This is a genomic window from Bacillus sp. 0102A (genome assembly GCF_036765155.1).
GTDB lineage: Bacteria > Bacillota > Bacilli > Bacillales > Bacillaceae > Bacillus > Bacillus subtilis_G.
Genome location: NZ_JBAIZW010000004.1, coordinates 157,601 through 180,587 on the forward strand (window position 1 = coordinate 157,601; position 22,987 = coordinate 180,587).

Genomic DNA, 22,987 nt, shown 5'->3' on the forward strand with positions numbered 1-22,987 from the left:
TTTCGAAGAGGTAAGTTACTAAAAAAGCAGGAATTTATTTTCCTGCTTTTTAATATAGGGGTGTAATGAATGTTAAGAGGGACATATTTATTTGGATATGCTTTCTTTTTTACAGTAGGTATTATCCATATATCAACAGGGAGTTTGACACCATTTCTATTAGAATCTTTTAACAAGACAACAGATGATATTTCAGTCATCATTTTCTTTCAGTTTACCGGATTCCTAAGCGGCGTATTAATCGCACCGTTAATGATTAAGAAATACAGTCACTTTAGGACACTTACGTTAGCTTTGACAATAATGCTTGTAGCGTTAAGTATCTTTTTTCTAACTAAGGATTGGTATTATATTGTTGTAATGGCTTTTCTCTTAGGATATGGAGCAGGTACATTAGAAACGACAGTTGGTTCCTTTGTTATTGCTAATTTCGAAAGTAATGCAGAAAAAATGAGTAAGTTGGAAGTTCTCTTTGGATTAGGGGCTTTATCTTTTCCATTATTAATTAATGCTTTCATCGATATTAATAACTGGTATTTACCGTATTACTGTATATTCACCTTTTTGTTCGTCCTATTAGCAGGGTGGTTCATTTTCTTATCCAAGAACCGAAAGTACGCTAAGAATGCTAACCAGCAAGTGGCCTTGCCAAATGTAGGAGCATTTCAATACTTTATAGGAGATAGAAAAAAATCAAAGCAATTAGGCTTTTTTGTATTTTTCGCTTTCCTATATGCTGGAATTGAAACAAATTTCGCCAACTTTTTACCTTCAATCATGATAAACCAAGACAATAAACAAATTAGTCTCATAAGTGTCTCCTTTTTCTGGGTAGGGATCATCATAGGAAGAATACTGATCGGTTTAGTAAGTAGGAGGCTTGATTTTTCTAAGTACCTCCTCTTTAGTTGTAGTTGTTTAATTGTTCTGTTGATTGCCTTCTCTTATATAAGTAACCCAATACTTCAATTGGGTGGTACATTTTTGATTGGTCTAAGTATAGCGGGCATATTTCCCATTGCTTTAACACTAGCATCAATCATTATTCAGAAGTACGTTGACGAAGTTACAAGTTTATTTATTGCTTCGGCAAGTTTCGGAGGAGCGATAATCTCTTTCTTAATTGGATGGAGTTTAAATCAGGATACGATCTTATTAACCATGGGAATATTTACAACTATGGCGGTGATTCTAGTGGGGATTTCTGTAAAGATTAGGAGAACTAAAACAGAAGACCCTATTTCACTTGAAAGCAAAGCTTCAAAAACACAGTAAAAAACGTGTGAATGAAAGATACTCTTAGACATATCGTAAGTAAGAAGAGGACTTAATGTCCTCTAGTTCTTTCCTTGTTTATATGGAGAAAACAGTGTTTTAGCACGGGAGATAGAAGTGATTGTAATTGTGATTCTTTACCTGTCCGAGATACGCACAGGTGACGTAGCAAAGGTATTTACAGAATTGTTTTATGATGCATCCATAAATTAACCTGTTGCTGCCATCAACAATAGCTGCTGAATTGGAACCGCTCATTAGCACATGGTTAAAGAAGATTAAAAATTTAACTATCAAATGTGGAGATTTCAAGAAAAGTGTCAAACTAGACATTCAGTATAAGGACAAACCTATACTTTAGGATATGCTGAAAATGTCAACGAAGATGTATACAAATCCAAGTTGAATATTATATATTTTGTGTATCACAACAGGAATTTAGAAGCACTGAATACAAAAATGTCCATTCTTAAAGAAAAGAAATTGTGGTCGACGTGGCAGAGTTATCAGAAAACGTAACTGTATACTTTAAAAAGAAAAATAATTCTAACATTCCTTGACATATTTTAAGGATGCATCAAAAGCCAAAGATCAAATTTTGAGATTAACCGAAGATGCATGTAAACTAAAGGAGAAACCTTAAAATTAATGGGGCGTTATGATGAAAAAGTTTTTTAAAGGGATTTTGCTGCGCGACAATCCCGAGAAGGCAATGCACTTATATTACGGATTATGTTTAGGTATCTGGCTGATTTACAATTTAGTAACATCCGGTTCCCCCGGACTGCCGCTTATCATTTTAGCCGGAGGAAATTTGATTTACGTTACAATCTTGAAAAAGAAAGAGGAAACGTAAAAAACACACACCCGGTGCGTGTTGATTGTTGACAAAATCCTAAAACGATTAATCGTTTTAGGATTTTGTCATCTTTTCAACGTGATTGAAAACCCTCGCTGCTGAAGAAAGTGAGTATGGAAGCAAAGAAAATGTTCTAATTCGTATGCACCAACGCACAGACCAGACAACGAACCAGAGTTTGCCAACACGCTGAACCACGCATCCTGTGCATGGTTTTTTATTCAAAAACGCTGTGGATACCTTCTTCAATCTCTTCTGAGGATGGATACCACTTTGTCACCAAATCCCGTAACAGCCGTTCCGCAAAAAGAATTTCTTCCTCAGTGTACCGGTCAAAAAATGACAGAAAACGCTGTTCGACCTTCTGATGATAATATTTGTGCAACCCATGCAGTTTTTTTCCAGCCGGCGTCAAACGGAAGTAGACCTCCTTCTTATTATCGCTAAGCTGTGTTCTGTGAAGGAAGCCGGCGCCAAGCAATTTTGTGCTGATGCGTGACACCGTCGCTTTTGTTGTATTCATTTTTTCTGCAATAGACGTGACATTAATCGGCTCATTGTCTCCGACACAGGATAAAACATGAATTTCTGTCATCGTCAATTGTGATTTACTCCCGTGCTCGTCATCCAGCTTCTTCAACTCGTCAGCCAAAAAGGCTTTCATGAGTCCCTCCCATTTCTCCTGTTGATGAATGAGCTCCGCATATAATTCAAAAAGATTGTGTTTCGTATGATCTGTGTTCATCGGGTTTTCCATCCTTTTTCATTCGATTGTTTCTTCTATCATACCGTTTTGTTACAGATGAAACAATCGAATTGCGTTACATCGGACTGGTGACGGAAAACCATCGGCTGATTCCTGTTTGAATCACCCCGGTACAATCGGGCGCTGATGCATCCACCGCCCAGGCAACATGTCCATCAGGGCGAATCAATACCGTATGCACGTCCCGCCACTTTTCATTCGGTTCTGCAAGCGAGGCGTTTACCGTACGCAGGCCTTTCACTCGGCTATGATCATCAGCTTCTTGTATCAATGACAGTAAAACGAATGTCCCGTTTTGAAGACAGCTGTACAGCCGTTCCGAACGGCCACCGGGAACATTCAGCTTCATATCCGGGAGTCTTAACCCGTTCAAACGATGCGGCGGCATATCCGGATCAGCTTCATACCTGACATCAAGCGCGGAAATTTGCCCCGCTACATATCGATTCACTTCAGGGAAGGCGAGCAGCTCCGATATCATACTGCGCAAATGGAGTCCTGCTTGAGTGAAATCAATCAGTTTTGTCTGTGCCTCCGTGTTCCTCAGGAGCCCTTCAGCAGCCGGGTGCCGCTCCTTATGGTAGCTGTCCAAAAGCCACGAAGGCGCAGCGCCCTTGACTGCCGCCGCCAGCTTCCACCCAAGGTTCATCGCATCCTGAAGGCCGACATTCAGCCCTTGGCCGCCCGCTGGAAAATGAATATGAGCCGCATCCCCTGCAAGAAAGATTCTGCCGTCCCGATACCGCTTCGCTTGGCGTGCGGCGTTCCCGAACCTTGACATCCACGAAGGCTCGCTTAAACCGAAGTCAGTTCCGCAAATTCGTATAAGATCAGTTTTTAGCTCCTCCTCAGTGACCGGCACATCTTTCGGTGTCTGAGTACGGTATGGGCTGATTACGACGACACGGTATCGGCCCGGGGAAAGCGGAACAATCATCACACCGCCCTCTTTTGTGCAAAGGGACAGCACTCCTGACGGCGGCGGAGAAAGGAGCTCCACATCTCCAAGCGCCGCTGTAACGGTGCTGTCGGTACCCGGAAACTCAATTCCAGCCTGTTTCCGGACAGTGCTACCTGCACCATCGGCACCAATGACAAACTTGCTTATGATCGTCTGCACACTCCCCTCCCGATCCTTGAAAATCGTTTGCGCCCCTTCCCTGTTTTGCGTAACCGCCAGCGCCTCTGCTCCTCTAAACATCTCTGCTCCCAGACTTCGCGCATGTTCCTCAAGCAGCTGCTCCGTTTTAGCCTGCGGAAGCAAAAGCGTGTAAGGACAGCTCGTATCCAAGCCTGAAAAATCAAGACGGGTATCCAGCATCGAAAAGTGCCCGGAAGGTACCTTGCTCCCCTTGGATACAAACCGCTCCAAGAGCCCTCTCATCTCAAGTAGCTCCAGCGTGCGGGGATGCAGCGTCAGCGCCTTGGAATAAGGAACAGGCTTTTCAAGCCGCTCAATCACACATGTTTTCACCCCGGCCATCGAAAGCTCGGAAGCCAGCATCAACCCGACCGGCCCTCCCCCTATAATCACAGCTTCAACATTCATCTCAATCACTCCTTTTGTTTCATATAAAACGAATAAAAACCAATAAAAACAATCCAAAATCAAAAACGAATTCTATTTTTGTTACACATGAAACAATTTTGATTATAACTCCTTACAAATTTTTCTTCAACACATTTTTCCAAACCAGCGCAAAAAAGACGCCGTTTCAATTGGCGTCTTTTTTTATTCAGAATCGGAGATCACACCGACAATCTTTTTTTCACTAATCGGACCAAAGTGCCGGCTGTCGAAGCTGTATATGCGATTATCTCCAACAACAAAATATTGTCCTTTCGGCACTCTGCTTGTTCCTGTCACATCTTTCAAGGTAAAATCACCCGTTACATGGCTTCCGGCAGAAACAGATTTCAAATGCTTCAAAAATGGCTCAGCAACCTGCTTTCCGTCCACATACAGCTGATCATCTTTATATTTGATCGATTCACCGGGCAGGCCGATCACCCGCTTAATCAGCACTTTTTGATCAGGGCCTTTGAAAAGGACAATATCAAAGCGATGAATGGTTTTAAATCGATGCGAAAATTTATTAACCAACAATTCGTTCCCTTCATGAAAGGTCGGGTTCATACTGACGCCTTCCACCTTGTAATCAATAAAGACGGCATTTTTAACCTGTATGGCGAGAACGACGGACACTACACCGGCAAGAAACCAAAACCGTTTTTTCATGTTACTGTCTCCCTCCATCATTGCTCACGCTGACTGGCTCTCACATGCAGATACCGCTCCACCTTTTTGCCCACATACCATAAAACAGCGATCACCAATACAGCAATGATCGTTCGTATCGGCTGTGTGATGAGCGCGTGCAGATCATATCCGATAAAGCTGATCATAAAAATCATGACAAGCTTCCCCGAAGCTGCCGCCAAAATAAACGGCCGCGTTCCGATCCTCGACAAACCGGCAACAACATTCACCGCGGCTGACGGTGTAAACGGAAAACAAAGCAGAAGAAACATAGGGCCAAAGCCGTGTCTTTCCACCCATAACATCAGTTTTCTGACCGACGGGTGACTGCGGATAAATCCAAGCAATCTTCTCTGCCCGTATTGACGGACAATCAAAAAGACAAGTATAGATCCAGCAGTTGATCCCGCCCATGACAGGATGAATCCTTCCCACAGGCCAAACGAGTTCGTATTCGCCACCACAAACACGATCAGCGGCAAAAATGGGAGAAATGCTTCTACTAAAGGCAGCAGCACAGCAATGAGCGGACCTAAAGCCCTGTAGCTTTGGAATAATTCAGTTAAGTTTTCTTGTGTAAAATAGGATAAAAAATGATCCAACATTTATACTCCTTACCGGGTTTGTCTATCCTTATTCTACACATTATCAGCAAAAAACTAAAAAGTTTTGGCGATTTTTTCTGTATTGAAACATTTCACCAGCCGATATAGAATATACAGAACGAACGTTCCCGTAAGAAAGAAGGAGTCAGCATGCCGAATTTGCAGAAGGAAATATACGATTTAATTGAACGGGCTCTTTTTTTGCCCATGGCCATTACGATTTTAAATCGTGATCTCATCGGAATTGAGCAAAGCACTTTAAAATTGAAGCATCCTTATAAACAGCTTATCAGCGAATCATTAAAAATAGCACAAAAGGATTTGATTGAGGTCAGAAAAGAGTTGAGGAAAAGAAAAATTGTGATCCACGAGGCGGAACGCGATGAGGCCTTTACGCTTTATGTATTTGTGATCGAAGGTTACGAAGAAAAGCACCGTTATTTTAATCCGCGAATCCGTGAACAGGTTAGCGAATTATTAACGTTTTATCTATTTGCCCCGGACAGGCCATAAGTCTTTTGAATCATTTTGCGGCTTTCCGAAACTGCCCGCTCCCTCTTCGGGCAATTTCAATAATAAATTTCAGACAATTCGCACTATACAAACAAAATGAATTTATTTATAATTCGAACCACAGCCTTTCACCCCAAAAAATGACATGTGCCGCCATATTTCCCGACATCATTTTCAGTACGCTCCGGCTTGCACATCCCACCTTAAAATAAAAGGAGGATTCTATGAAACTGATTCACGTTCTCGCCACTTTGCCCTTTATTGGTATCTTACTCGGCATCCCTTTCGCAAATAAAATGACTCCCTATGTATTGGGCATGCCGTTTATTCTTGCCTATATCGTGATGTGGGCTCTTTTGACCTCTGCGTTGATGGCGATTGTATATGTCCTCGACAACGAAAATAAAAAGGAGGAAGCAGAATGAACGCAGCTCTCATCATCATTTTCGGCGTCCTGCTCTTGAGCATTTTTCTCGGTATACGCGCCCAAAAAGGAAAAGACATGAACCTTGAGCAGTGGACGGTTGGAGGCCGCGGCTTCGGAACCTTGTTCGTCTTCTTATTGATGGCAGGCGAAATTTATACCACATTTACGTTTCTCGGCGGAAGCGGCTGGGCCTATGGAAAAGGCGGACCGGCCTTTTACATCATTGCCTACGGCTGCCTGGCCTACATCCTTTCTTATTGGCTCCTGCCGGCTGTTTGGAAGTACGCGAAACAGCATAAGCTGATGTCGCAGTCTGATTTTTTCATCCAAAAATATAACAGTCCGCTGCTTGGCGTGCTCGTTTCACTGGTGGGCATCGCCGCGCTCATTCCGTATCTTGTGCTGCAGCTGAAAGGCCTCGGGCTGATTGTATCGGAAACATCGTACGGCAAAATCTCCCCGGCCGCCGCCATCTGGATCGGCGCCATTTCCATCACGGTTTACGTTATGGTTTCCGGCATTCACGGATCTGCCTGGATATCGGTTGTGAAAGACATTATGATTTTGGTCGTCGTTCTGTTTTTAGGGGTGTATTTGCCCATTCATTACTACGGCGGATTTCAAGACATGTTTCAGCAGATTGAAACGGCAAAGCCGGGCTTTCTTACGCTTCCTGAAACGGGGCAAAGTACGGCGTGGTTCAGTTCAACCGTGCTCTTAACAGCCCTCGGGTTTTATATGTGGCCTCATACATTTTCCGCTTCGTATTCAGCCGAAAACCCAAGAGTCTTTCGCAAAAACGCCATCATCATGCCTCTATACCAGCTGGTCCTGCTCTTCGTCCTGTTCGTCGGCTTTGCCGCTATCCTCCAAGTGCCTGGTTTGAAAGGTGCGGACGGTGATTTATCGCTTTTGAGACTGTCTCTGCAAACCTTTGACCCATGGTTTGTCGGGATCATCGGCGCTGCCGGACTGCTGACGGCGCTTGTGCCGGGGTCTATGATCTTAATGTCAGCTTCCACCCTGTTTGCAAAAAATGTGTACAAAGTGTTCGCACCCCGCACGACAGAACAGCACGTATCGACACTTGCTAAATATGCAGTGCCGGTGATCGCGCTGATTTCGGTTTATTTTACGTTCAAAGGCGGGAATACCATCGTTACACTGCTATTAATGGGCTACAGCCTTGTCACACAATTATTTCCATCCCTGCTATTTAGCTTGTTCAGGCATAATATAGTGACGAAGCAGGGAGCCTTCGCCGGCATCGTTACAGGTGTCGGAGCGGTGTCTTATATTACATTGACGGAAACGACGATCAGCACTTTATTTCCGGCGCTGCCGCAAGCCGCAAAAGACGTAAATGTCGGCATCGTCGCCCTGCTTTTGAACATCACGGTCATGGCAGCAGTAAGCTTTGTGACAAGAAAAGCGAAAAGCGCTGCGGCCGATCAAGCAGCGTAACCAATAAATAGTAAAAGCAATCTGGCCATCAGATTGCTTTTCTTGTTTAGCGTTCGCAGGCGATATAATCTTTATCGCGGTCTTTCTTTTTGTTGGCATCATAAAGCGCCTTAGAGACGTAAGGCTTGTACTTCGTTTTTCCGCCTTTATTTTTCACCTTCGACGTGCGGGCCACCCCGCCTTTGTATACTTTGTTTAACTCCTTGCAGTTCTTATAGACTTTCACCTTTGTTTTGGCTTCCGCCACATGGCCGGCTCCGTATGAAAAACCGAAAACGAGACCGAGTGACAACAAAACCGCCGCCGCTTTTTTCATGACGATTTACTCCTCCTCATACCCAATATTTAGTTGTTTATAGCTGGATTTCATCTTAATTCATACAGTCAAATTTGACAAGATAAATATGGAAAAAGAGTTGGGTTTTTCTTGTCTTTCAGCATTCAAACTTTCAAAACATGTTTTTCTGAAAATACTCAGGGGTACACATACGAATGTACACCAAACAGAAAAGGAGCGTTGATGATGTCTGATTCAAATCTTAGCAATCCTTTAACAGCATTTTTTCATGATGAATTTCCCGAACAATATCAACAACCGCCCGGCCTGCAGCAGAACATGAAGCCAGTGCCGGATTGCGGAGAAAAAAGCTACAAAGGATCGGGTAAACTAACCGGCCGAAAAGCGCTTGTCACCGGCGGCGATTCCGGTATCGGCCGAGCGGCAGCGATTGCTTACGCCCGGGAAGGCGCCGATGTGGCCATTAACTACCTGCCTGCGGAACAGCCTGATGCTGAAGAAGTGAAAGAACTGATAGAAGCAGAAGGGCGAAAAGCAGCACTGATCCCCGGAGACTTGAGTGACGAATCCTTCTGCCAGGATTTCGTCAAACAGGCGCATCAGGAACTTGGCGGTCTGGATGTGTTGGCGCTGGTCGCCGGCAAACAGCAAGCGGTCGAAAACATCGAAGATCTGCCCACTGAACAAATCTATAAAACATTTGAAGTGAACGTCTTTTCCCTTTATTGGGTTGTAAAAGCGGCGCTTCCGTATTTGCCTGAGGGCGCATCAATTATTACCACCACCTCAGTTGAAGGCTACAATCCAAGCCCGATGCTGTTAGATTACGCAGCAACGAAAAACGCCATTATCGGCTTTACCGTCGGATTGGGAAAACAGCTGGCTTCGAAAGGCATAAGAGTGAATTCAGTAGCGCCCGGGCCAATTTGGACACCGCTGCAAATTTCCGGCGGACAGCCGACGGAAAACATCCCTAAATTCGGCCAAGGCACGCCGCCGTCACCTTTAAACCGTGCGGGCCAGCCAGTGGAATTGGCAGATGTTTATGTATTTTTAGCTTCAGAGAATTCAAGCTATGTGACATCTCAGGTATATGGCATCACCGGAGGAATTCCGACTGCCTAAGCAGGAGAAGGAGCTGTCCTGTTTGGTCAGCTCCTCTCTATTTTCTAATACCGCTCGCCAAGCTCTCGCAAAATAAAATCATAAATCATCTTCGTCCGCTCTTCCTTCGGATACAGCATAAATTCCTGCCGTTTTGGCACGCGGTGTTCGATTCTGTCCTGGAATTTGGTTCTGAGCCACGCTGTCCGGTAGACCTGGTTTTCGAACGAATTGCAGGAAATCGGCAGCTCCATTGTTTTGCCGTTCGAAAATGTCACTTCCGTATCGTCGAATGCAGTCGGTTTGAATTCTTTTACGTACACATGGGAAATCCAGCCGCATTGGGGTCTTGTCGAAGAAAGTGTAGGGAATAAAAAGATTTGGTTCGAAGGGTCCACCATGATCGGCGGTTTGTGTGAAATTTTTGTCACTTCATAAGTTCCCGCTTTTCTTCCCGCATAGCTTGATCCGAAAAAACGGCAGCTTCTGTCGACGATTTGCAGCGGCTTCATGCTGACATAAAATACGCAGTCTTTTTCAATAATTTTGGAACAGATTTTGCCGTCAATTTCTTCTGGCAGCACGGCAATTGTTGCGCCGTTTACTTCATACGATTCTAAAGGTGCGTCAGTTTTCTGACTCATATTATAGCCTCCATCCTTTTTCTGCAAAATTTATACTAATAATCTATCATCTGTTTTTATAAAACGACAGGTTTTTTTAACAAATAAGCTAAAATCATCTTTTAATGATATTTTCTGATACTAAATTACTAGTAATAACCCGATTTTACATTCATATGATCTTCCGGTTTACGGCATTTTGCAGGCTATGTCGATAGATTGCCAAGTATTAGTTGTCTAAAAATTATAAAAATTGATTGATTTTTTCGACCGTTATCCATATACTATAAAAAAGGCATTGGGGGGATTCTTTATGAAAGAGAAAAAATCGTACACTGAGCTCATGAAGTCCCGCAACACGCAAAAAACAAAAGAATTTGATGTCACAATGACGGATGTCTACATTCAAATGGTGCTCGATGAATCCTTGTATAAGCGTCGGCTTGCCATGCTGACGGACCAAATCAATAAAGCCTTGGACAAAAAAGATAAAGATGCGTTTCTTACGCTCTCTAAAGAATATGCAGCGCTCAAGCAGAGCGAATAAGCCAATCCTTAAGGATTGGCTTTTTATTACCCATTCACAATTGTTCCGCCATTGACGTGAATCGTCTGTCCTGTGACATAGGTGGAATCGTCGCTGGCAAGGTATAGATAGCTTGGCGCCACTTCCACCGGCTGTCCCGGGCGTTCCATCGGCACATCTGAACCAAACACTTCCACATCCTTTGCGGAAAAACTGGCCGGGATAAGCGGTGTCCAAATAGGACCCGGCGCTACTGCATTGACCCGTATGCCCTGCTGAACAAGCGACTGTGAAAGTGACCTTGTAAACGTAACGATCGCTCCTTTTGTCGCTGAATAATCGATCAGCGTTTTATTCCCTTTGTAGGCGGTAATTGAGGCTGTATTAATGATGGAGCTCCCCTTTTTTAAATGAGGCAGCACCGCCTTTGTTAAGTAAAACATGGAGAAAATGTTTGTTTGAAAGGTTCTGACCAGCTGGTGGCTTGTGATTTTTTCAATGCCGGGCTGGACATGCTGCTCAGCTGCATTGTTGACCAATATATCAATGGACGAAAACGATTGGCTTGTCTGCATAACCACATCATTGCAAAACGCTTCATCCCCGACATCTCCAGCAATCAGCAGGCATTTTCCCCCTTCCTTTTCTACATACTGCTTTGTCTCCTCGGCGTCCTGATGCTCATTCAAATACACAATGACCACATTAGCCCCTTCTTTTGCGAATAACACCGATACAGCGCGTCCGATTCCGCTGTCTCCTCCGGTAATAATAGCGGTTTTGCCCTCTAATTTTTTCGCTTTCTTCGGCTTATCAAAATCCGGAGGCGGGTCCATGAGATATTCTAAGCCCGGCTGCTGGTTCTGGTGCTGAGGCGGCAATGTTTTCTTTTTTTGATTCGCCAATCCAAATCACTCCTTTTCAACCCTATTATGTTATGAACACTGCTTGCTCCCTATGTATGAAAAGATAGAAAATGGAAAAATTAAGAATAAATCTGATTGGAGGTATAATGGCTTGGCTAATCAATACTTTGCAAAGGAAGCACCTGAAACATACTGGAAAACATCAACTGACCTGCCTTCTTTTCCGGCGCTTCAAGAGGATACTGAGTGTGATGTCACCATAATCGGCGGCGGGATTACGGGAATCACAACGGCATATGAACTCACGAAGAGAGGCTTCCGTGTCGTTTTGATTGAAGCCAATCAAGTACTCAATGGCACCACTGCCCATACAACTGCTAAAATTACCGCCCAGCATGACATGATTTACGATGAATTTATCCGCAATTTCGGATTGAACCACGCAAGGCTTTATTATGAAGCCAATCAAAACGCAATAGATTACATAAAAGGAATTGTGGATGAACATCAAATTGATTGCGAATGGAGCGAACAAGATGCATATCTTTACACAGCAAATGAAGATGCTGTAAAAAAAATCCGAACTGAGCACGAGGCATACACAAAGCTTGGCATTGAAAGAGACCTTATCAAGGAGCTTTCGATTCCCTTAGGTTCTAAGCTGGCGCTTGTCATGAAAAATCAAGCCCAATTTCATCCGCTTCAATACTTAAAAGCGCTTCTGGAGCAGATTGTTCAAAAAGGCGGACGGATTTATGAAGAGACCGTTGCGCTTGATGTCAAAAAAGGCGAAAGGCCTGAAGTGGTAACAAAAAGCCGGCACGCCATTAAGAGCCGCTTTATCATATGCTGTTCCCACTTCCCTTTTTATGACGGAGGCGGATTATATTCTGCGAGAATGTACGCTGACAGATCCTATGTCCTCGCCGTCAAGCCAAAGATCGACTATCCCGAGGGCATGTATTTGAGTATCGATAAGCCGTCAGTGGCGCTCCGCTATACCCTTGTAAACGGAGAAAAACTGATTCTCTTCAGCGGAGAAGGCCATAAAACCGGCCAGGGAAAAGACATGTCGACACATTACGAATCACTGAGAAAAGCTGCAGAAAGCACGATCGGCATCAAAAGCATCCCATATTATTGGTCCACACAGGATCTTGTGACAATTGACAAAATTCCCTTCATCGGACCGATGTCGGAACAGGAGGACAATATTCTTGTAGCGACCGGATTCAAAAAATGGGGCATGACGTCATCAGCTGTCGCGGCCACTCTATTGTCAGACCTTGTAGAGAAAAAAGCCAATCCATACGAAAGCATTTTCACGCCGTCCCGTTTCCATCTGAACCCCGGACTGCAGAAAGTGATTTCTTACAATGCCGATGTCGCCAAGCATTTCATTAAAGGAAAGCTCGAAAAGCCTGACGTCCAGTTTGAAGAGATCGCGCCGGGTGAAGGAAAAGCCGTCACCATCAACGGCAGACGTGCGGGGGCATTCAGAGATGAAAAAGGCTGCCTTCATCTCGTCGATACGACGTGCACCCATTTAGGCTGCGAGGTCGACTGGAACGACGGCGAGCATACATGGGATTGTCCGTGCCACGGATCCCGCTTTAAGCCAACCGGCGAAATTGTTGAAGGTCCTGCCATCAAACCATTAAAACAAATTGACCTTGATTAAACCGTTCATTTTAGTGAACGGTTTTTATAAATATTTTTCATCTGTATCTTCATTCACGTTCCCCTTGACCGATAAAAAAGAAAAAGGCTTAAAAAGCCAAAAGGTAAACATTATATTTTCCCAAGGGGGACACAGTATTGTTATTTAAAAAAGATAGAAAACAAGAAACCGCCTATTTTTCTGAGTCAAACGGACAGCAAAAAAACCGCATTCAGCTCACAAACAAACATGCGGATGTTAAAAAACAGCTCAAAATGGTCAGATTAGGAGATGCCGAGCTTTCCGCTTTAGAGCAGCTTCAGCCATTAATACAAGAACACATCGTATTCATCGTCGATGCGTTTTATAAAAACCTTGACCACGAAAGCTCTTTAATGGACATCATCAATGACCACAGCTCAGTTGACCGCTTAAAACAAACGCTAAAACGGCATATTCAGGAAATGTTTGCAGGCGTTATCGATGATGAATTTATCGAAAAGCGAAACCGAATCGCCTCCATTCATTTAAGAATCGGCCTTCAGCCAAAATGGTATATGGGCGCCTTTCAAGAATTGCTTTTGTCAATGATTAACATTTACGAATCGTCTATTACAGACCATAAGGAACTGTTGAAAGCGATTAAAGCGACAACTAAAATCTTGAACTTGGAACAGCAGCTTGTCCTTGATGCGTTTCAAAGCGAGTACAATCAAACCCGTGATGAACAAGAGGAAAAGAAAAACCTTCTTCACCAGAAAATTCAAGAAACCTCTGGGTCGATTGCAAATCTGTTTTCAGAAACGAGCAGATCTGTTCAAGAGCTTGTGGACAAATCTGAAGGCATTTCTGAAGCATCCAAAGCCGGCACAGTGACATCCGGCACCGTTGAAGAAAAGTCGATCGGCGGGAAAAAAGAGCTTGAAATCCAGCAAAAACAAATGAACAAAATCGACACAAGCCTTGTCCAAATCGAAAAAGAAATGGTCAAGCTGGATGAGATCGCCCAGCAGATTGAAAAAATCTTCGGCATCGTCACTGGCATTGCTGAACAAACAAACCTCCTCTCGCTCAATGCTTCTATTGAATCTGCCCGCGCCGGTGAACACGGTAAAGGCTTCGCGGTAGTGGCTAATGAAGTGCGGAAGCTTTCTGAGGACACGAAAAAAACGGTCTCTACCGTGTCTGAGCTTGTGAACAATACGAATACACAAATCGAAATCGTCTCAAAGCATATCAAAGACGTGAATGGGCTAGTCAGCGATAGTAAAGAAAAAATGACGCAAATTAACCGCCTATTCGATGAAATCGTCCACAGCATGAAAGTCAGCAAAGAGCAATCAGGCAAAATCGACGTCGATTTGCAGGCCTTTCTTGGAGGGCTTCAGGAAGTCAGCCGCGCCGTTTCTCACGTGGCCGCATCTGTTGATTCGCTTGTTATCCTGACAGAAGAATAAACATCAAAAACCGGTCTGCCAAGCAGCCGGTTTTTTCACGTTTATTATGTCAACTTAAATTAAAATTAAGTTGACATAATAATTGTCTACATTTATTGTATAACCATATTTTATTACTGTTTGGAGGATTTCACATGCTGAGATTAATAGACATGATGCATATTGCCATTTTTACTGCACTGATGGCAGTGCTTGGCTTTATGCCTCCTCTCTTCTTATCTTTTACACCCGTTCCGATTACATTACAAACGCTTGGTGTCATGCTGGCAGGCAGCATCCTCAAGCCTAAGTCTGCTTTCTTAAGCCAGCTTGTCTTTTTGCTGCTCGTTGCCTTCGGAGCGCCGCTTTTGCCCGGCGGACGAGGCGGGTTTGGCGTTTTTTTCGGGCCGAGCGCGGGCTTTTTGATCGCTTATCCCTTCGCTTCGTGGCTGATCAGTTTAGCCGTTTCCAGACTGCGAAAAGTGACTGTATTGCGTCTCTTTTTCACACATATTGTATTCGGCATCATCTTTATTTATCTGCTCGGTATACCAGTACAAGCTTTTATCATGCATATTGATTTGTCACAGGCCGCCTTCATGAGCCTTGCATATGTGCCTGGTGATTTGATAAAAGCAGCTGTATCTGCGTTTGTGGCGATAAAAATCACCCAAGCCTTGTCTCTTTCTGATACGATGTTTACGAAAGGAGGCTGATTCCATGACAATTACTCATACCTATTCATCTATTGCCGAAAGATCGCCCGGCCGTGTGGCGATCCATACTGAATCGGAGCAAATCACATACCGAGACTGGGCTCAACTAGTCTCTCAAACCGCAAATTGGCTGCGGTCGCAGCCGAACATGCCAAACCGTGTGGCGATCCTGCTCCCGAACAGCCTGGCGTTTTTACAGCTGTTTGCCGGAGCTGCAGCGGCGGGGTGCACGGCAGTTCCCATCGACACACGCTGGAGCGCGGCTGAATGCAAGGAGCGGCTGTCCATAAGTGATGCGGATCTTGTGGTTACTTCAGCCTTTTTCAAAAACAAACTGATAGATAACAAGACACCTGTTGTTTTGCTGGATAACTGTACGGCAGATATTTCGGAGGCATCCGCTGATCCCGTGCCTATCATTGATCCAGAGCACCCTTTTTATATGGGATTTACGTCTGGCTCGACAGGAAAACCGAAGGCCTTCACACGTTCTCACCGCTCATGGATGGAGAGCTTTACGTGTACGGAAACTGATTTTTCGATTTCATCAGATGATAAGGTTCTGATTCCCGGGACGTTAATGTCCTCTCACTTCCTATATGGGGCTGTCAGCACCTTGTTTCTCGGGGGAACCGTTTGCTTGCTGAAAAAATTCTCCCCTACTCAAGCGAAGGAATGGCTGAACGGTAAATCTGTCAGCGTTCTCTTTGCCGTACCGACGATGACAGACGCCCTTTCTCGAATTGAGGCCTTTCCCAATAGTCCTGTCAAAATCATTTCATCGGGTGCAGACTGGCCGGCAGAATCTAAGAAAAAGCTGGCCGCAAAATGGCCTCATCTCAAGCTATACGATTTTTACGGCACATCAGAGCTTAGCTTTGTGACATATTCCTCACCGGAAGACAGCAAACGGAAGCCGCATTCAGCCGGCCGCCCTTTTCACAACGTCCAGATTGAAATCCGCAGCGCTGCGGGAGAACGCTGTCAGCCTCGAGAAATCGGAAAAATATTTGTCAAAAGCCCGATGCGGTTTTCCGGCTATGTCAACGGCAGCGCACTAGATGAATCCGGCTGGATGACAGTGGATGATATGGGCTTTGTCGATGAGGATGGCTTTCTATACATATCAGGAAGAGAAAACGGGATGATTGTGTACGGAGGATTAAATATTTTCCCAGAAGAAGTTGAACGTGTGCTTCTCTCCTGTCCAGAGGTTGAAAACGCGGCTGTCGTTGGAATCCCGGACGAGTATTGGGGAGAAATCGCTGTAGCTGTCATTCACGGAAACACTGATGCCAGAAAGCTGAAAGCCTTGTGCAAACAGAAACTGGCATCCTACAAAATTCCGAAAAAATGGGTGTTTACAAACTGCTTGCCGGAAACGAGCAGCGGAAAAATCGCCCGTTCCAGCGTGAGGAAATGGCTAGAAGAGGGTGCAGTGTAACTTGAATGCGGTTATTGTTGATGCAAAACGAACGATCTTTGGAAAACAAAACGGGCTGCTGAATCACTTTCTGCCGGAGGATTTGGCGGCTCCTATCATCAGCTGTCTCAGCCGAAAGCTAGAGGATCAAATCAACGAGGTGATTCTCGGAAACGCGACCGGAAGAGGCGGCAATCTCGCCAGGCTGTCAGCTCTGCAAGCCGGACTGCCTTTATCGGTTCCCGGGATGACGATTGACAGACAGTGCGGCTCCGGCCTTGAAGCTGTACGCTATGCCTGCAGTCTCATTCAAGCGGGAGCCGGAACGATGTATATCGCGGGCGGCTCAGAAAGCAGCAGCCAATCGCCCTTTTCAGAACGGGCCCGGTTTTCTCCAGATGCAATCGGTGATCCCGACATGGGCATCGCAGCGGAATATACGGCAGCACGCTATTCCATCAGCAGAAAAAAGCAGGATGAATATGCGCTTCTTAGCCATCAACGCAGCAGAAACGCACATGATGGAGGATTTTACCGTCAAGAAATTGTTCCTCTCGGAGAATTAGAGATGGACGAAGCATTTCTGAAAAAGCGGCCGATAGAAGCGATTATTTCCCGTGCAAAACCGGTTTTCGACACCAGTTCCGGAACGGTTACAGCAGCCAACAGCAGCGGCATATCAGACGGAGCGGCTGCTCTCCTTGTAATGGAAGAAGAAAAAGCGGCAGCCCTAGGGCTTAAGCCAGTGCTCCGGTTTATCGGCAGCGCCGTCAGCGGGATTCACCCAAACTATCCGCCCGCTGCACCGGTTGATGCGATCCGTAATCTCTTAATCACACACAATTTAACACCTGATGATATCGATTTATATGAAATCAATGAAGCCTTTGCCGTCAAAATTTGTGTCTGCTCTCAAGAACTCGGCATCCCCTTTTCAAAAATCAATGTGCGCGGCGGCGCGTTAGCTCTCGGCCATCCGTACGGCGCATCAGGAGCAGCTCTGGTAACCAGATTGTTTTATGAAGCGCAAAGACGGACAGACTGTCAATATGCCGTTGCGGCCATCGGAAGCGGCGGCGGAATCGGTCTTGCTTTATTATTTGAAATTATGGCATAGGCTTTTTCATAGGATGCGTGCTTTTGATTTAGTATAATAGCGATATGACCAAAGTCAGGAAGGGGATTTTATGACAGCCGTTTGCTTAGTAAGACATGGAGAAACCGATTGGAACCTGCAGCAAAAATGCCAAGGCAAAACCGATATTCCGCTGAACGCGACAGGTGAACGCCAAGCAAGAGAAACCGGAAAATATGTAAAGGATTTTTCTTGGGATGTCATTGTGACGAGCCCGCTGAAAAGAGCGAAAAGAACCGCGGAAATCATTAATGAATATCTGCATCTTCCGATTGTCGAAATGGATGACTTTAAAGAACGCGATTACGGCGATGCGGAGGGCATGCTGCTGGAAGAGCGGACAAAGCGCTATCCGGATAAAATCTATCCGAATATGGAAACGTTAGAAGTACTCACTGACAGGCTGATGGGCGGTTTGGTCAAAGTAAATCACGCGTATCCAAACCAGAAGGTGCTGATCGTCGCTCACGGTGCAGCGATTCACGCACTGCTGACGGAAATTTCCGGCGGTGACCCAGAGCTGCAAAGCACGCGCCTCGTCAACGCCTGCCTCAGCAACATAGAATTTGCAGAAGAGAAATGGCGGATTAAAGACTATAATATTAACAGCCACTTATCCGGCTTTATCAAATAAGAAAAGACAGGCGTTTGCCTGTCTTTTCCTTTTATTTCTTCACAGTCGGCATCTCTCGCTGAAGCTCATCCAAAATGGCATCCGCCCCGTCCACACTGCGGCGCAGAGACCATACCGCACGATCCACGTGGTACACATGTCCGTTTTTCACTGCCTTCAGCTGCTTCCAAAGCACATTCTTTTCGATCGGGCGTTTGCCGTCCGCGTCAATGTCATCTGTTTTTCCTGTCATCAGGATGATGACATCCGGATCTGTTTTCAGCAGCTGCTCAAGTGTCATTTTCATGTTCACTGAGTCGCCGCCATTGCTTGATTCGCTGTTATCTGACGTGCTGATCGCATATTGATAGCCGACCTGTGTTAAAAGTCTGGATGTAAAGAAATTTTCATCTCTGGCCATAATTGTATCATTTGTATTTCCAATTAACAGCACGGATTCGCTGTTAGCACTGATTTTTCGTTTTGTCTCATTGAGCTTTTCCTCATGCGCCGTCAGCTTTTTCTCCATTTCCTTCTCCTTGCCGACCGCTTTTGCAATCGTAAGTGAAGCGTCAATTGTATCCTGATAATCCGCGTTTAAATTATCAAGCGCAATCGTCGGTGCGATGTTTTTGAGCTGATCGTATACCTTTTTATGCCGGGTCGTATCGGCAATAATTAAATCCGGTTTTAATGAAGCGATTTTTTCCACGCTTGGCTGTGAGCGGGTGCCGACAGATGTGTAGCCGTCAATTTTCTTCAAGACATCCTTGTTAATCAGCTGCTTCGCTTTATTGTCATCGGCCACCCCTACAGGTGTAATGCCTAGATCAAGCAGCGTGTCGATAAAACCAAGTTCAAGCACAACAACCCGCTTCGGATGCTCAGGCACATTTGTCCTCCCTAAATCGTGTGTTACCGCTACTTTATTTTCTTTGCTGTTTTGATTGCTGCTTGAAGACGAGCAGGCCGCTGTTAAAACAGAAAGAAGCAAAACTGTAAGAACCATCAGTGCTTTTTTCATATGTCCATGTCTCTCCTGTATGTAGTTTCTAAGGGTAAGATATCCAAGAGATAGTATAACACGGAATGAGAATCATTATCACTAACTTTTTTGAAATGAGATGAGAAAGTTCAGCTTACAGGAAAAACTTGTTTTTCACTGTAATGAAGCAGGACGATAATGGTAAATGAAAGATTGTTTTCAGGGCGCAGCAGTACAAACCCATGTACATAAAAAAGCTTGCAGAAAAATATAGCTTTCTCTGCAAGCTGATCCTGTTAAAGCTTCACAATGACTCTTCCTTGAATGCGATTTTGCAAAATATCTTTTAGCGCAGCCGGCGCTTCCGCCAACGATACTTCCCTATCCACAATGGCCAGCAGCTGATCAGGTTTAAGATCAGAAGACATACGCTCCCACACAGAGGTTCTGACATCCATCGGACAGTACACTGAATCGATTCCGAGCAGGCTGACCCCGCGAAGAATGAACGGATACACCGTTGCAGGCACTTCCCCCCCGCCGGTTAAACCGCTTACCGCGATAGATCCGCCATATTGGATTTTGCTTAGAAGCGAGGCAAGCGGTTTTCCGCCGACAGGATCAACCGCTCCCTGCCATTGCTGCTTGGACAGCGCCTTAAGCGTTCCGTCATAGACATCTTCCCTGCTAATCACTTCGCTTGCACCAAGCTGCTTCAAATAATCAGCCGCCTCCGGGTTTCCAGTGCTTGCCGCCACATCATAGCCCCGCTTGTTCAGCATCGATACTGCAATTCCGCCGACACCGCCGGTTGCTCCAGTGACAAGCACGCTCCCTTTATCCGGAGACAGGCCGTTCTGTTCAAGCCGATGCACCGATAACGCCGCGGTAAATCCCGCCGTTCCGTACACCATCGCTTCTTTTAACGAAAGATTCTGCGGCAAAGGCACCAGCCAGTCACCAGGCACTGAAGCATATTCACTTAATCCGCCATCGCGGGAGACACCGAGCTCATAGCTTGTCGCAATTACCTCATCCCCCTCGGCAAAACGCGGGTCATTGGAAGAGACGACCGTGCCCGCGGCGTCAATGCCCAAAATAAGCGGATACTCACTGACGATATTGCCGCCGGTTTTTCCAGCCAGACCATCCTTATAATTGATGCCGGAATAAGCCATTTTAATCAGGACACCGTCTTTCGGCAAATCCTCTGTTGACATGGTTTTCACATGGACTGAAACATCATCGGCATTTTTCTCTGCCAGCAATGCTTGAAATAACGTTGACATTCGGTACACTCCTTTTCGTTTCTATTGTAACCGAAGAACGTTAAAAACCAAATCATCAAGCTTCAATGTTACTTCGCCGGCACATTGAGACGATAATGGACAAATGCAGTATCCTCTTCATAGCCGTTTTGCTCATATAAGCTTCTTGCCGTCAGGTTGTGGTCTTCAGTCTGAAGCGATAAACGACTTGCCCCGTTTTCCGCAGCATAATCCTTTGCGGCAGACAGCAGCTGCCCGCCAGCTCCCTTTGTTCGCGCATGAGGAGCGACGAATAAGTCATTTAATATGTAGATTCTTTTCATTGACACAGAAGAAAACGTTGGATAGAGCTGGGTAAAACCTATGAATTCTCCATTTTCTTCAGCTATCAAAATAATAGACTCGTGATTTTCCAGACGCGCTTTCAAAAAAGCCTCTGCCCCTTTCAGATCGGACGCCTGCTTGTAAAATTCCCGATACTGGTTAAATAACGGCCAGATAGCTGCTGCATCTGATGTCTTTGCTTGGCGAATGTTCATCTCATTTCTTCCTCTCTATCTATAATCGCTTTACTTTAACTTTAATAGAATTTTATGTGAATTTTATTTTCAGAATACTTTTATCAGCATACATAGAAAAAATATCACGATAATATCCATTGATCTCATGGAAACACATGCAGGTCATTTGAAGGATTTTTTTCGACAGGAATTTGCTAGGACTCAGGAGCATTTAACCTGAAAAAGCTTGGCATTTCAACATAATGAACATTTACTCATGTCTATTTTCATTCTTTTCTGTATGAATTTAGTTGTTTCGAGACTCTACAGAAATAGCGAGAGATGATATACCTAAATAGAGATAAAATCATCGCAAAAAAATAGGTCTACTAAAATATTATTCCATCTATTACAATAAATTCACAGAATAGTCTTTTAAGTAAGTCTAGTCTGAATTTTTGAAAAAGGGAGAGTGTAAAGAGTGAGAAACAAAAAATTGTGGATCAGCTTGTTGTTTGCGTTAACGTTAATCTTTACGATGGCGTTCAGCAACATGTCTGCGCAGGCCGCCGGAAAAAGCAGTACAGAAAAGAAGTACATTGTCGGATTTAAACAGACAATGAGTGCCATGAGCTCCGCCAAGAAAAAGGATGTTATTTCTGAGAAAGGCGGAAAAGTTCAAAAGCAGTTTAAGTATGTTAACGCAGCCGCAGCAACATTGGATGCAAAAACAGTAAAAGAATTGAAACAAGATCCGAGCGTTGCATATGTGGAAGAAGATCATATTGCACATGAATATGCGCAATCTGTTCCTTACGGCATTTCTCAAATTAAAGCGCCGGCTCTTCACTCTCAAGGCTATACAGGGTCTAACGTAAAAGTAGCTGTTATCGACAGCGGAATTGACTCTTCTCATCCTGACTTAAACGTGAGAGGCGGAGCAAGCTTCGTACCTTCTGAAACAAACCCATACCAAGACGGCAGTTCTCACGGCACGCATGTAGCCGGTACGATTGCAGCTCTTAATAACTCAATCGGTGTTCTGGGCGTAGCGCCGAACGCATCGTTATATGCAGTAAAAGTTCTTGATTCAACAGGAAGCGGCCAATACAGCTGGATTATTAACGGCATTGAGTGGGCCATTTCCAACAATATGGACGTTATCAACATGAGCCTTGGCGGACCTTCTGGTTCTACAGCGCTGAAAACAGTAGTTGATAAAGCCGTTTCCAGCGGTATCGTCGTTGCGGTCGCAGCCGGAAACGAAGGCACGTCCGGAAGCTCAAGCACGGTCGGCTATCCTGCGAAATATCCTTCTACCATCGCGGTAGGTGCGGTAAACAGCAGCAACCAAAGAGCTTCATTCTCAAGCGTAGGTTCTGAGCTTGATGTGATGGCTCCTGGCGTATCTATCCAAAGCACACTTCCTGGAGGCACTTACGGTGCTTACAACGGAACGTCAATGGCGACTCCTCACGTTGCCGGAGCAGCCGCGTTAATTCTTTCTAAGCACCCGACTTGGACAAACACACAAGTCCGTAATCGTTTAGAGAGCACTACAACATACCTTGGAAGCTCTTTCTATTATGGAAAAGGGCTAATCAATGTACAAGCAGCTGCACAATAATATCAAAAAGAAGCAGGTTCCTCCATACCTGCTTCTTT

General features: G+C 44.9%; 23 protein-coding genes and 2 pseudogenes. 15 read left to right on the forward strand and 10 right to left on the reverse strand.

Annotated features, from left to right (window positions below; translation table 11 throughout):
- Positions 1-69 precede the first annotated feature (69 nt).
- Both glcP and V6D41_RS11355 read left to right on the forward strand, forming a co-directional pair.
- Positions 70-1,275, forward strand: a complete 1,206-nt coding sequence (gene glcP, locus V6D41_RS11350; RefSeq protein ID WP_333518270.1) for a glucose/mannose transporter GlcP — start codon at positions 70-72, stop codon at positions 1,273-1,275.
- Positions 1,276-1,933: 658 nt separating this feature from the next.
- Entirely contained in the window at positions 1,934-2,131 is a 198-nt protein-coding gene (locus tag V6D41_RS11355) for a hypothetical protein (RefSeq protein WP_148964216.1), read from the forward strand.
- Between the two features lie 220 nt (positions 2,132-2,351).
- Here the strand turns inward: V6D41_RS11355 and V6D41_RS11360 are convergent, their stop codons facing one another.
- The 4 genes and pseudogenes from V6D41_RS11360 to V6D41_RS11375 form a co-directional block, all read right to left on the reverse strand.
- Positions 2,352-2,879, reverse strand: coding sequence for a MarR family transcriptional regulator (locus V6D41_RS11360; protein ID WP_333516287.1), 528 nt, complete (start codon positions 2,877-2,879; stop codon positions 2,352-2,354).
- A 76-nt stretch (positions 2,880-2,955) separates the two neighbouring features.
- A complete protein-coding gene (locus V6D41_RS11365; protein ID WP_333518386.1) occupies positions 2,956-4,455 on the reverse strand; it encodes a monooxygenase in 1,500 nt (499 codons plus the stop codon).
- A gap of 177 nt (positions 4,456-4,632) precedes the next feature.
- Positions 4,633-5,139, reverse strand: a complete 507-nt coding sequence (lepB, locus tag V6D41_RS11370) for a signal peptidase I (protein ID WP_333518271.1) — start codon at positions 5,137-5,139, stop codon at positions 4,633-4,635.
- Position 5,140: 1 nt separating this feature from the next.
- A pseudogene (locus V6D41_RS11375) lies at positions 5,141-5,765 on the reverse strand (TVP38/TMEM64 family protein).
- A gap of 150 nt (positions 5,766-5,915) precedes the next feature.
- Here V6D41_RS11375 and V6D41_RS11380 point away from each other — a divergent pair.
- From V6D41_RS11380 to V6D41_RS11390, 3 genes are all read left to right on the forward strand, one after another.
- Positions 5,916-6,278, forward strand: a complete 363-nt coding sequence (locus V6D41_RS11380) for a hypothetical protein (protein WP_333518272.1) — start codon at positions 5,916-5,918, stop codon at positions 6,276-6,278.
- 224 nt (positions 6,279-6,502) lie between these two features.
- A complete protein-coding gene (locus tag V6D41_RS11385; RefSeq protein WP_333518273.1) occupies positions 6,503-6,703 on the forward strand; it encodes a DUF3311 domain-containing protein in 201 nt (66 codons plus the stop codon).
- Positions 6,700-8,169 carry a sodium:solute symporter family protein gene (locus V6D41_RS11390; RefSeq protein ID WP_333518274.1) on the forward strand — a complete coding sequence of 490 codons (1,470 nt, stop codon included), beginning with the start codon at positions 6,700-6,702 and terminating at the stop codon, positions 8,167-8,169. Before V6D41_RS11385 ends, V6D41_RS11390 begins: the two co-directional genes overlap by 4 nt.
- 46 nt (positions 8,170-8,215) lie before the next feature.
- Here V6D41_RS11390 and V6D41_RS11395 read toward each other — a convergent pair whose 3' ends face one another.
- A complete protein-coding gene (locus V6D41_RS11395; RefSeq protein ID WP_087991283.1) occupies positions 8,216-8,485 on the reverse strand; it encodes an excalibur calcium-binding domain-containing protein in 270 nt (89 codons plus the stop codon).
- 207 nt (positions 8,486-8,692) lie between these two features.
- Between V6D41_RS11395 and V6D41_RS11400 the strand changes: the two genes are divergently transcribed.
- Positions 8,693-9,592 carry an SDR family oxidoreductase gene (locus V6D41_RS11400; RefSeq protein ID WP_148964210.1) on the forward strand — a complete coding sequence of 300 codons (900 nt, stop codon included), beginning with the start codon at positions 8,693-8,695 and terminating at the stop codon, positions 9,590-9,592.
- Between the two features lie 44 nt (positions 9,593-9,636).
- Here V6D41_RS11400 and comK read toward each other — a convergent pair whose 3' ends face one another.
- Positions 9,637-10,215, reverse strand: coding sequence for a competence transcription factor ComK (gene comK / locus V6D41_RS11405; RefSeq protein ID WP_087991281.1), 579 nt, complete (start codon positions 10,213-10,215; stop codon positions 9,637-9,639).
- A gap of 292 nt (positions 10,216-10,507) precedes the next feature.
- On the opposite strand from comK, the gene V6D41_RS11410 reads away from it, so the two are divergent.
- Positions 10,508-10,741: an IDEAL domain-containing protein gene (locus V6D41_RS11410; RefSeq protein ID WP_148964201.1), complete on the forward strand. Its 234-nt coding sequence runs from the start codon at positions 10,508-10,510 to the stop codon at positions 10,739-10,741.
- Between the two features lie 26 nt (positions 10,742-10,767).
- Here the strand turns inward: V6D41_RS11410 and V6D41_RS11415 are convergent, their stop codons facing one another.
- Positions 10,768-11,625, reverse strand: a complete 858-nt coding sequence (locus tag V6D41_RS11415; protein WP_333518275.1) for an SDR family oxidoreductase — start codon at positions 11,623-11,625, stop codon at positions 10,768-10,770.
- Between the two features lie 112 nt (positions 11,626-11,737).
- Between V6D41_RS11415 and V6D41_RS11420 the strand changes: the two genes are divergently transcribed.
- From V6D41_RS11420 to phoE, 7 genes and pseudogenes are all read left to right on the forward strand, one after another.
- Positions 11,738-13,267, forward strand: coding sequence for an FAD-dependent oxidoreductase (locus V6D41_RS11420; protein WP_333518276.1), 1,530 nt, complete (start codon positions 11,738-11,740; stop codon positions 13,265-13,267).
- Between the two features lie 254 nt (positions 13,268-13,521).
- Positions 13,522-13,899: pseudogene (locus tag V6D41_RS21530) on the forward strand (protoglobin domain-containing protein); the annotation flags it as partial.
- Positions 13,879-14,703: a methyl-accepting chemotaxis protein gene (locus tag V6D41_RS21535; protein ID WP_442893063.1), complete on the forward strand. Its 825-nt coding sequence runs from the start codon at positions 13,879-13,881 to the stop codon at positions 14,701-14,703. The pseudogene V6D41_RS21530 and the gene V6D41_RS21535, both read left to right, overlap by 21 nt.
- 134 nt (positions 14,704-14,837) lie before the next feature.
- The gene (locus V6D41_RS11430; protein WP_148964197.1) at positions 14,838-15,398 is read left to right on the forward strand and encodes a biotin transporter BioY; all 561 of its coding nucleotides are present in this window, start codon (positions 14,838-14,840) and stop codon (positions 15,396-15,398) included.
- Between the two features lie 4 nt (positions 15,399-15,402).
- Entirely contained in the window at positions 15,403-16,842 is a 1,440-nt protein-coding gene (locus V6D41_RS11435; protein WP_333518278.1) for an acyl-CoA synthetase, read from the forward strand.
- A gap of 1 nt (position 16,843) precedes the next feature.
- Positions 16,844-17,938 carry an acetyl-CoA C-acyltransferase gene (locus V6D41_RS11440; RefSeq protein WP_333518279.1) on the forward strand — a complete coding sequence of 365 codons (1,095 nt, stop codon included), beginning with the start codon at positions 16,844-16,846 and terminating at the stop codon, positions 17,936-17,938.
- Positions 17,939-18,008: 70 nt separating this feature from the next.
- Positions 18,009-18,590, forward strand: coding sequence for a phosphatase PhoE (phoE, locus tag V6D41_RS11445; RefSeq protein ID WP_333518280.1), 582 nt, complete (start codon positions 18,009-18,011; stop codon positions 18,588-18,590).
- Between the two features lie 31 nt (positions 18,591-18,621).
- On the opposite strand, the gene V6D41_RS11450 is transcribed toward phoE, so the two are convergent.
- From V6D41_RS11450 to V6D41_RS11460, 3 genes are all read right to left on the reverse strand, one after another.
- Positions 18,622-19,593 carry an ABC transporter substrate-binding protein gene (locus V6D41_RS11450; protein WP_333518281.1) on the reverse strand — a complete coding sequence of 324 codons (972 nt, stop codon included), beginning with the start codon at positions 19,591-19,593 and terminating at the stop codon, positions 18,622-18,624.
- 257 nt (positions 19,594-19,850) lie between these two features.
- A complete protein-coding gene (locus V6D41_RS11455) occupies positions 19,851-20,843 on the reverse strand; it encodes an NADPH:quinone oxidoreductase family protein (protein ID WP_333518282.1) in 993 nt (330 codons plus the stop codon).
- 68 nt (positions 20,844-20,911) lie between these two features.
- A complete protein-coding gene (locus V6D41_RS11460) occupies positions 20,912-21,361 on the reverse strand; it encodes a GNAT family N-acetyltransferase (protein WP_333518283.1) in 450 nt (149 codons plus the stop codon).
- A gap of 442 nt (positions 21,362-21,803) precedes the next feature.
- Here V6D41_RS11460 and aprE point away from each other — a divergent pair, with 442 nt between their 5' ends.
- Positions 21,804-22,949 carry a subtilisin AprE gene (aprE, locus tag V6D41_RS11465; RefSeq protein ID WP_333518284.1) on the forward strand — a complete coding sequence of 382 codons (1,146 nt, stop codon included), beginning with the start codon at positions 21,804-21,806 and terminating at the stop codon, positions 22,947-22,949.
- The last annotated feature ends 38 nt before the right edge of the window (positions 22,950-22,987 follow it).

Bases quoted from the DNA above. Each gene is read 5' to 3' on its own strand.
- V6D41_RS11410 (WP_148964201.1), top strand. From the start codon at position 10,508: ATGAAAGAGAAAAAATCGTACACTGAGCTCATGAAGTCCCGCAACACG.
- V6D41_RS11400 (WP_148964210.1), top strand. From the start codon at position 8,693: ATGTCTGATTCAAATCTTAGCAATCCTTTAACAGCATTTTTTCATGAT.
- V6D41_RS11385 (WP_333518273.1), top strand. From the start codon at position 6,503: ATGAAACTGATTCACGTTCTCGCCACTTTGCCCTTTATTGGTATCTTA.
- V6D41_RS11380 (WP_333518272.1), top strand. From the start codon at position 5,916: ATGCCGAATTTGCAGAAGGAAATATACGATTTAATTGAACGGGCTCTT.
- V6D41_RS11455 (WP_333518282.1), bottom strand. From the start codon at position 20,843: ATGTCAACGTTATTTCAAGCATTGCTGGCAGAGAAAAATGCCGATGAT.
- glcP (WP_333518270.1), top strand. From the start codon at position 70: ATGTTAAGAGGGACATATTTATTTGGATATGCTTTCTTTTTTACAGTA.
- V6D41_RS11390 (WP_333518274.1), top strand. From the start codon at position 6,700: ATGAACGCAGCTCTCATCATCATTTTCGGCGTCCTGCTCTTGAGCATT.
- V6D41_RS11450 (WP_333518281.1), bottom strand. From the start codon at position 19,593: ATGAAAAAAGCACTGATGGTTCTTACAGTTTTGCTTCTTTCTGTTTTA.
- V6D41_RS11395 (WP_087991283.1), bottom strand. From the start codon at position 8,485: ATGAAAAAAGCGGCGGCGGTTTTGTTGTCACTCGGTCTCGTTTTCGGT.
- V6D41_RS11430 (WP_148964197.1), top strand. From the start codon at position 14,838: ATGCTGAGATTAATAGACATGATGCATATTGCCATTTTTACTGCACTG.
- lepB (WP_333518271.1), bottom strand. From the start codon at position 5,139: ATGAAAAAACGGTTTTGGTTTCTTGCCGGTGTAGTGTCCGTCGTTCTC.
- phoE (WP_333518280.1), top strand. From the start codon at position 18,009: ATGACAGCCGTTTGCTTAGTAAGACATGGAGAAACCGATTGGAACCTG.
- V6D41_RS11355 (WP_148964216.1), top strand. From the start codon at position 1,934: ATGATGAAAAAGTTTTTTAAAGGGATTTTGCTGCGCGACAATCCCGAG.
- V6D41_RS11460 (WP_333518283.1), bottom strand. From the start codon at position 21,361: ATGAACATTCGCCAAGCAAAGACATCAGATGCAGCAGCTATCTGGCCG.
- V6D41_RS11360 (WP_333516287.1), bottom strand. From the start codon at position 2,879: ATGAACACAGATCATACGAAACACAATCTTTTTGAATTATATGCGGAG.
- comK (WP_087991281.1), bottom strand. From the start codon at position 10,215: ATGAGTCAGAAAACTGACGCACCTTTAGAATCGTATGAAGTAAACGGC.
- V6D41_RS11435 (WP_333518278.1), top strand. From the start codon at position 15,403: ATGACAATTACTCATACCTATTCATCTATTGCCGAAAGATCGCCCGGC.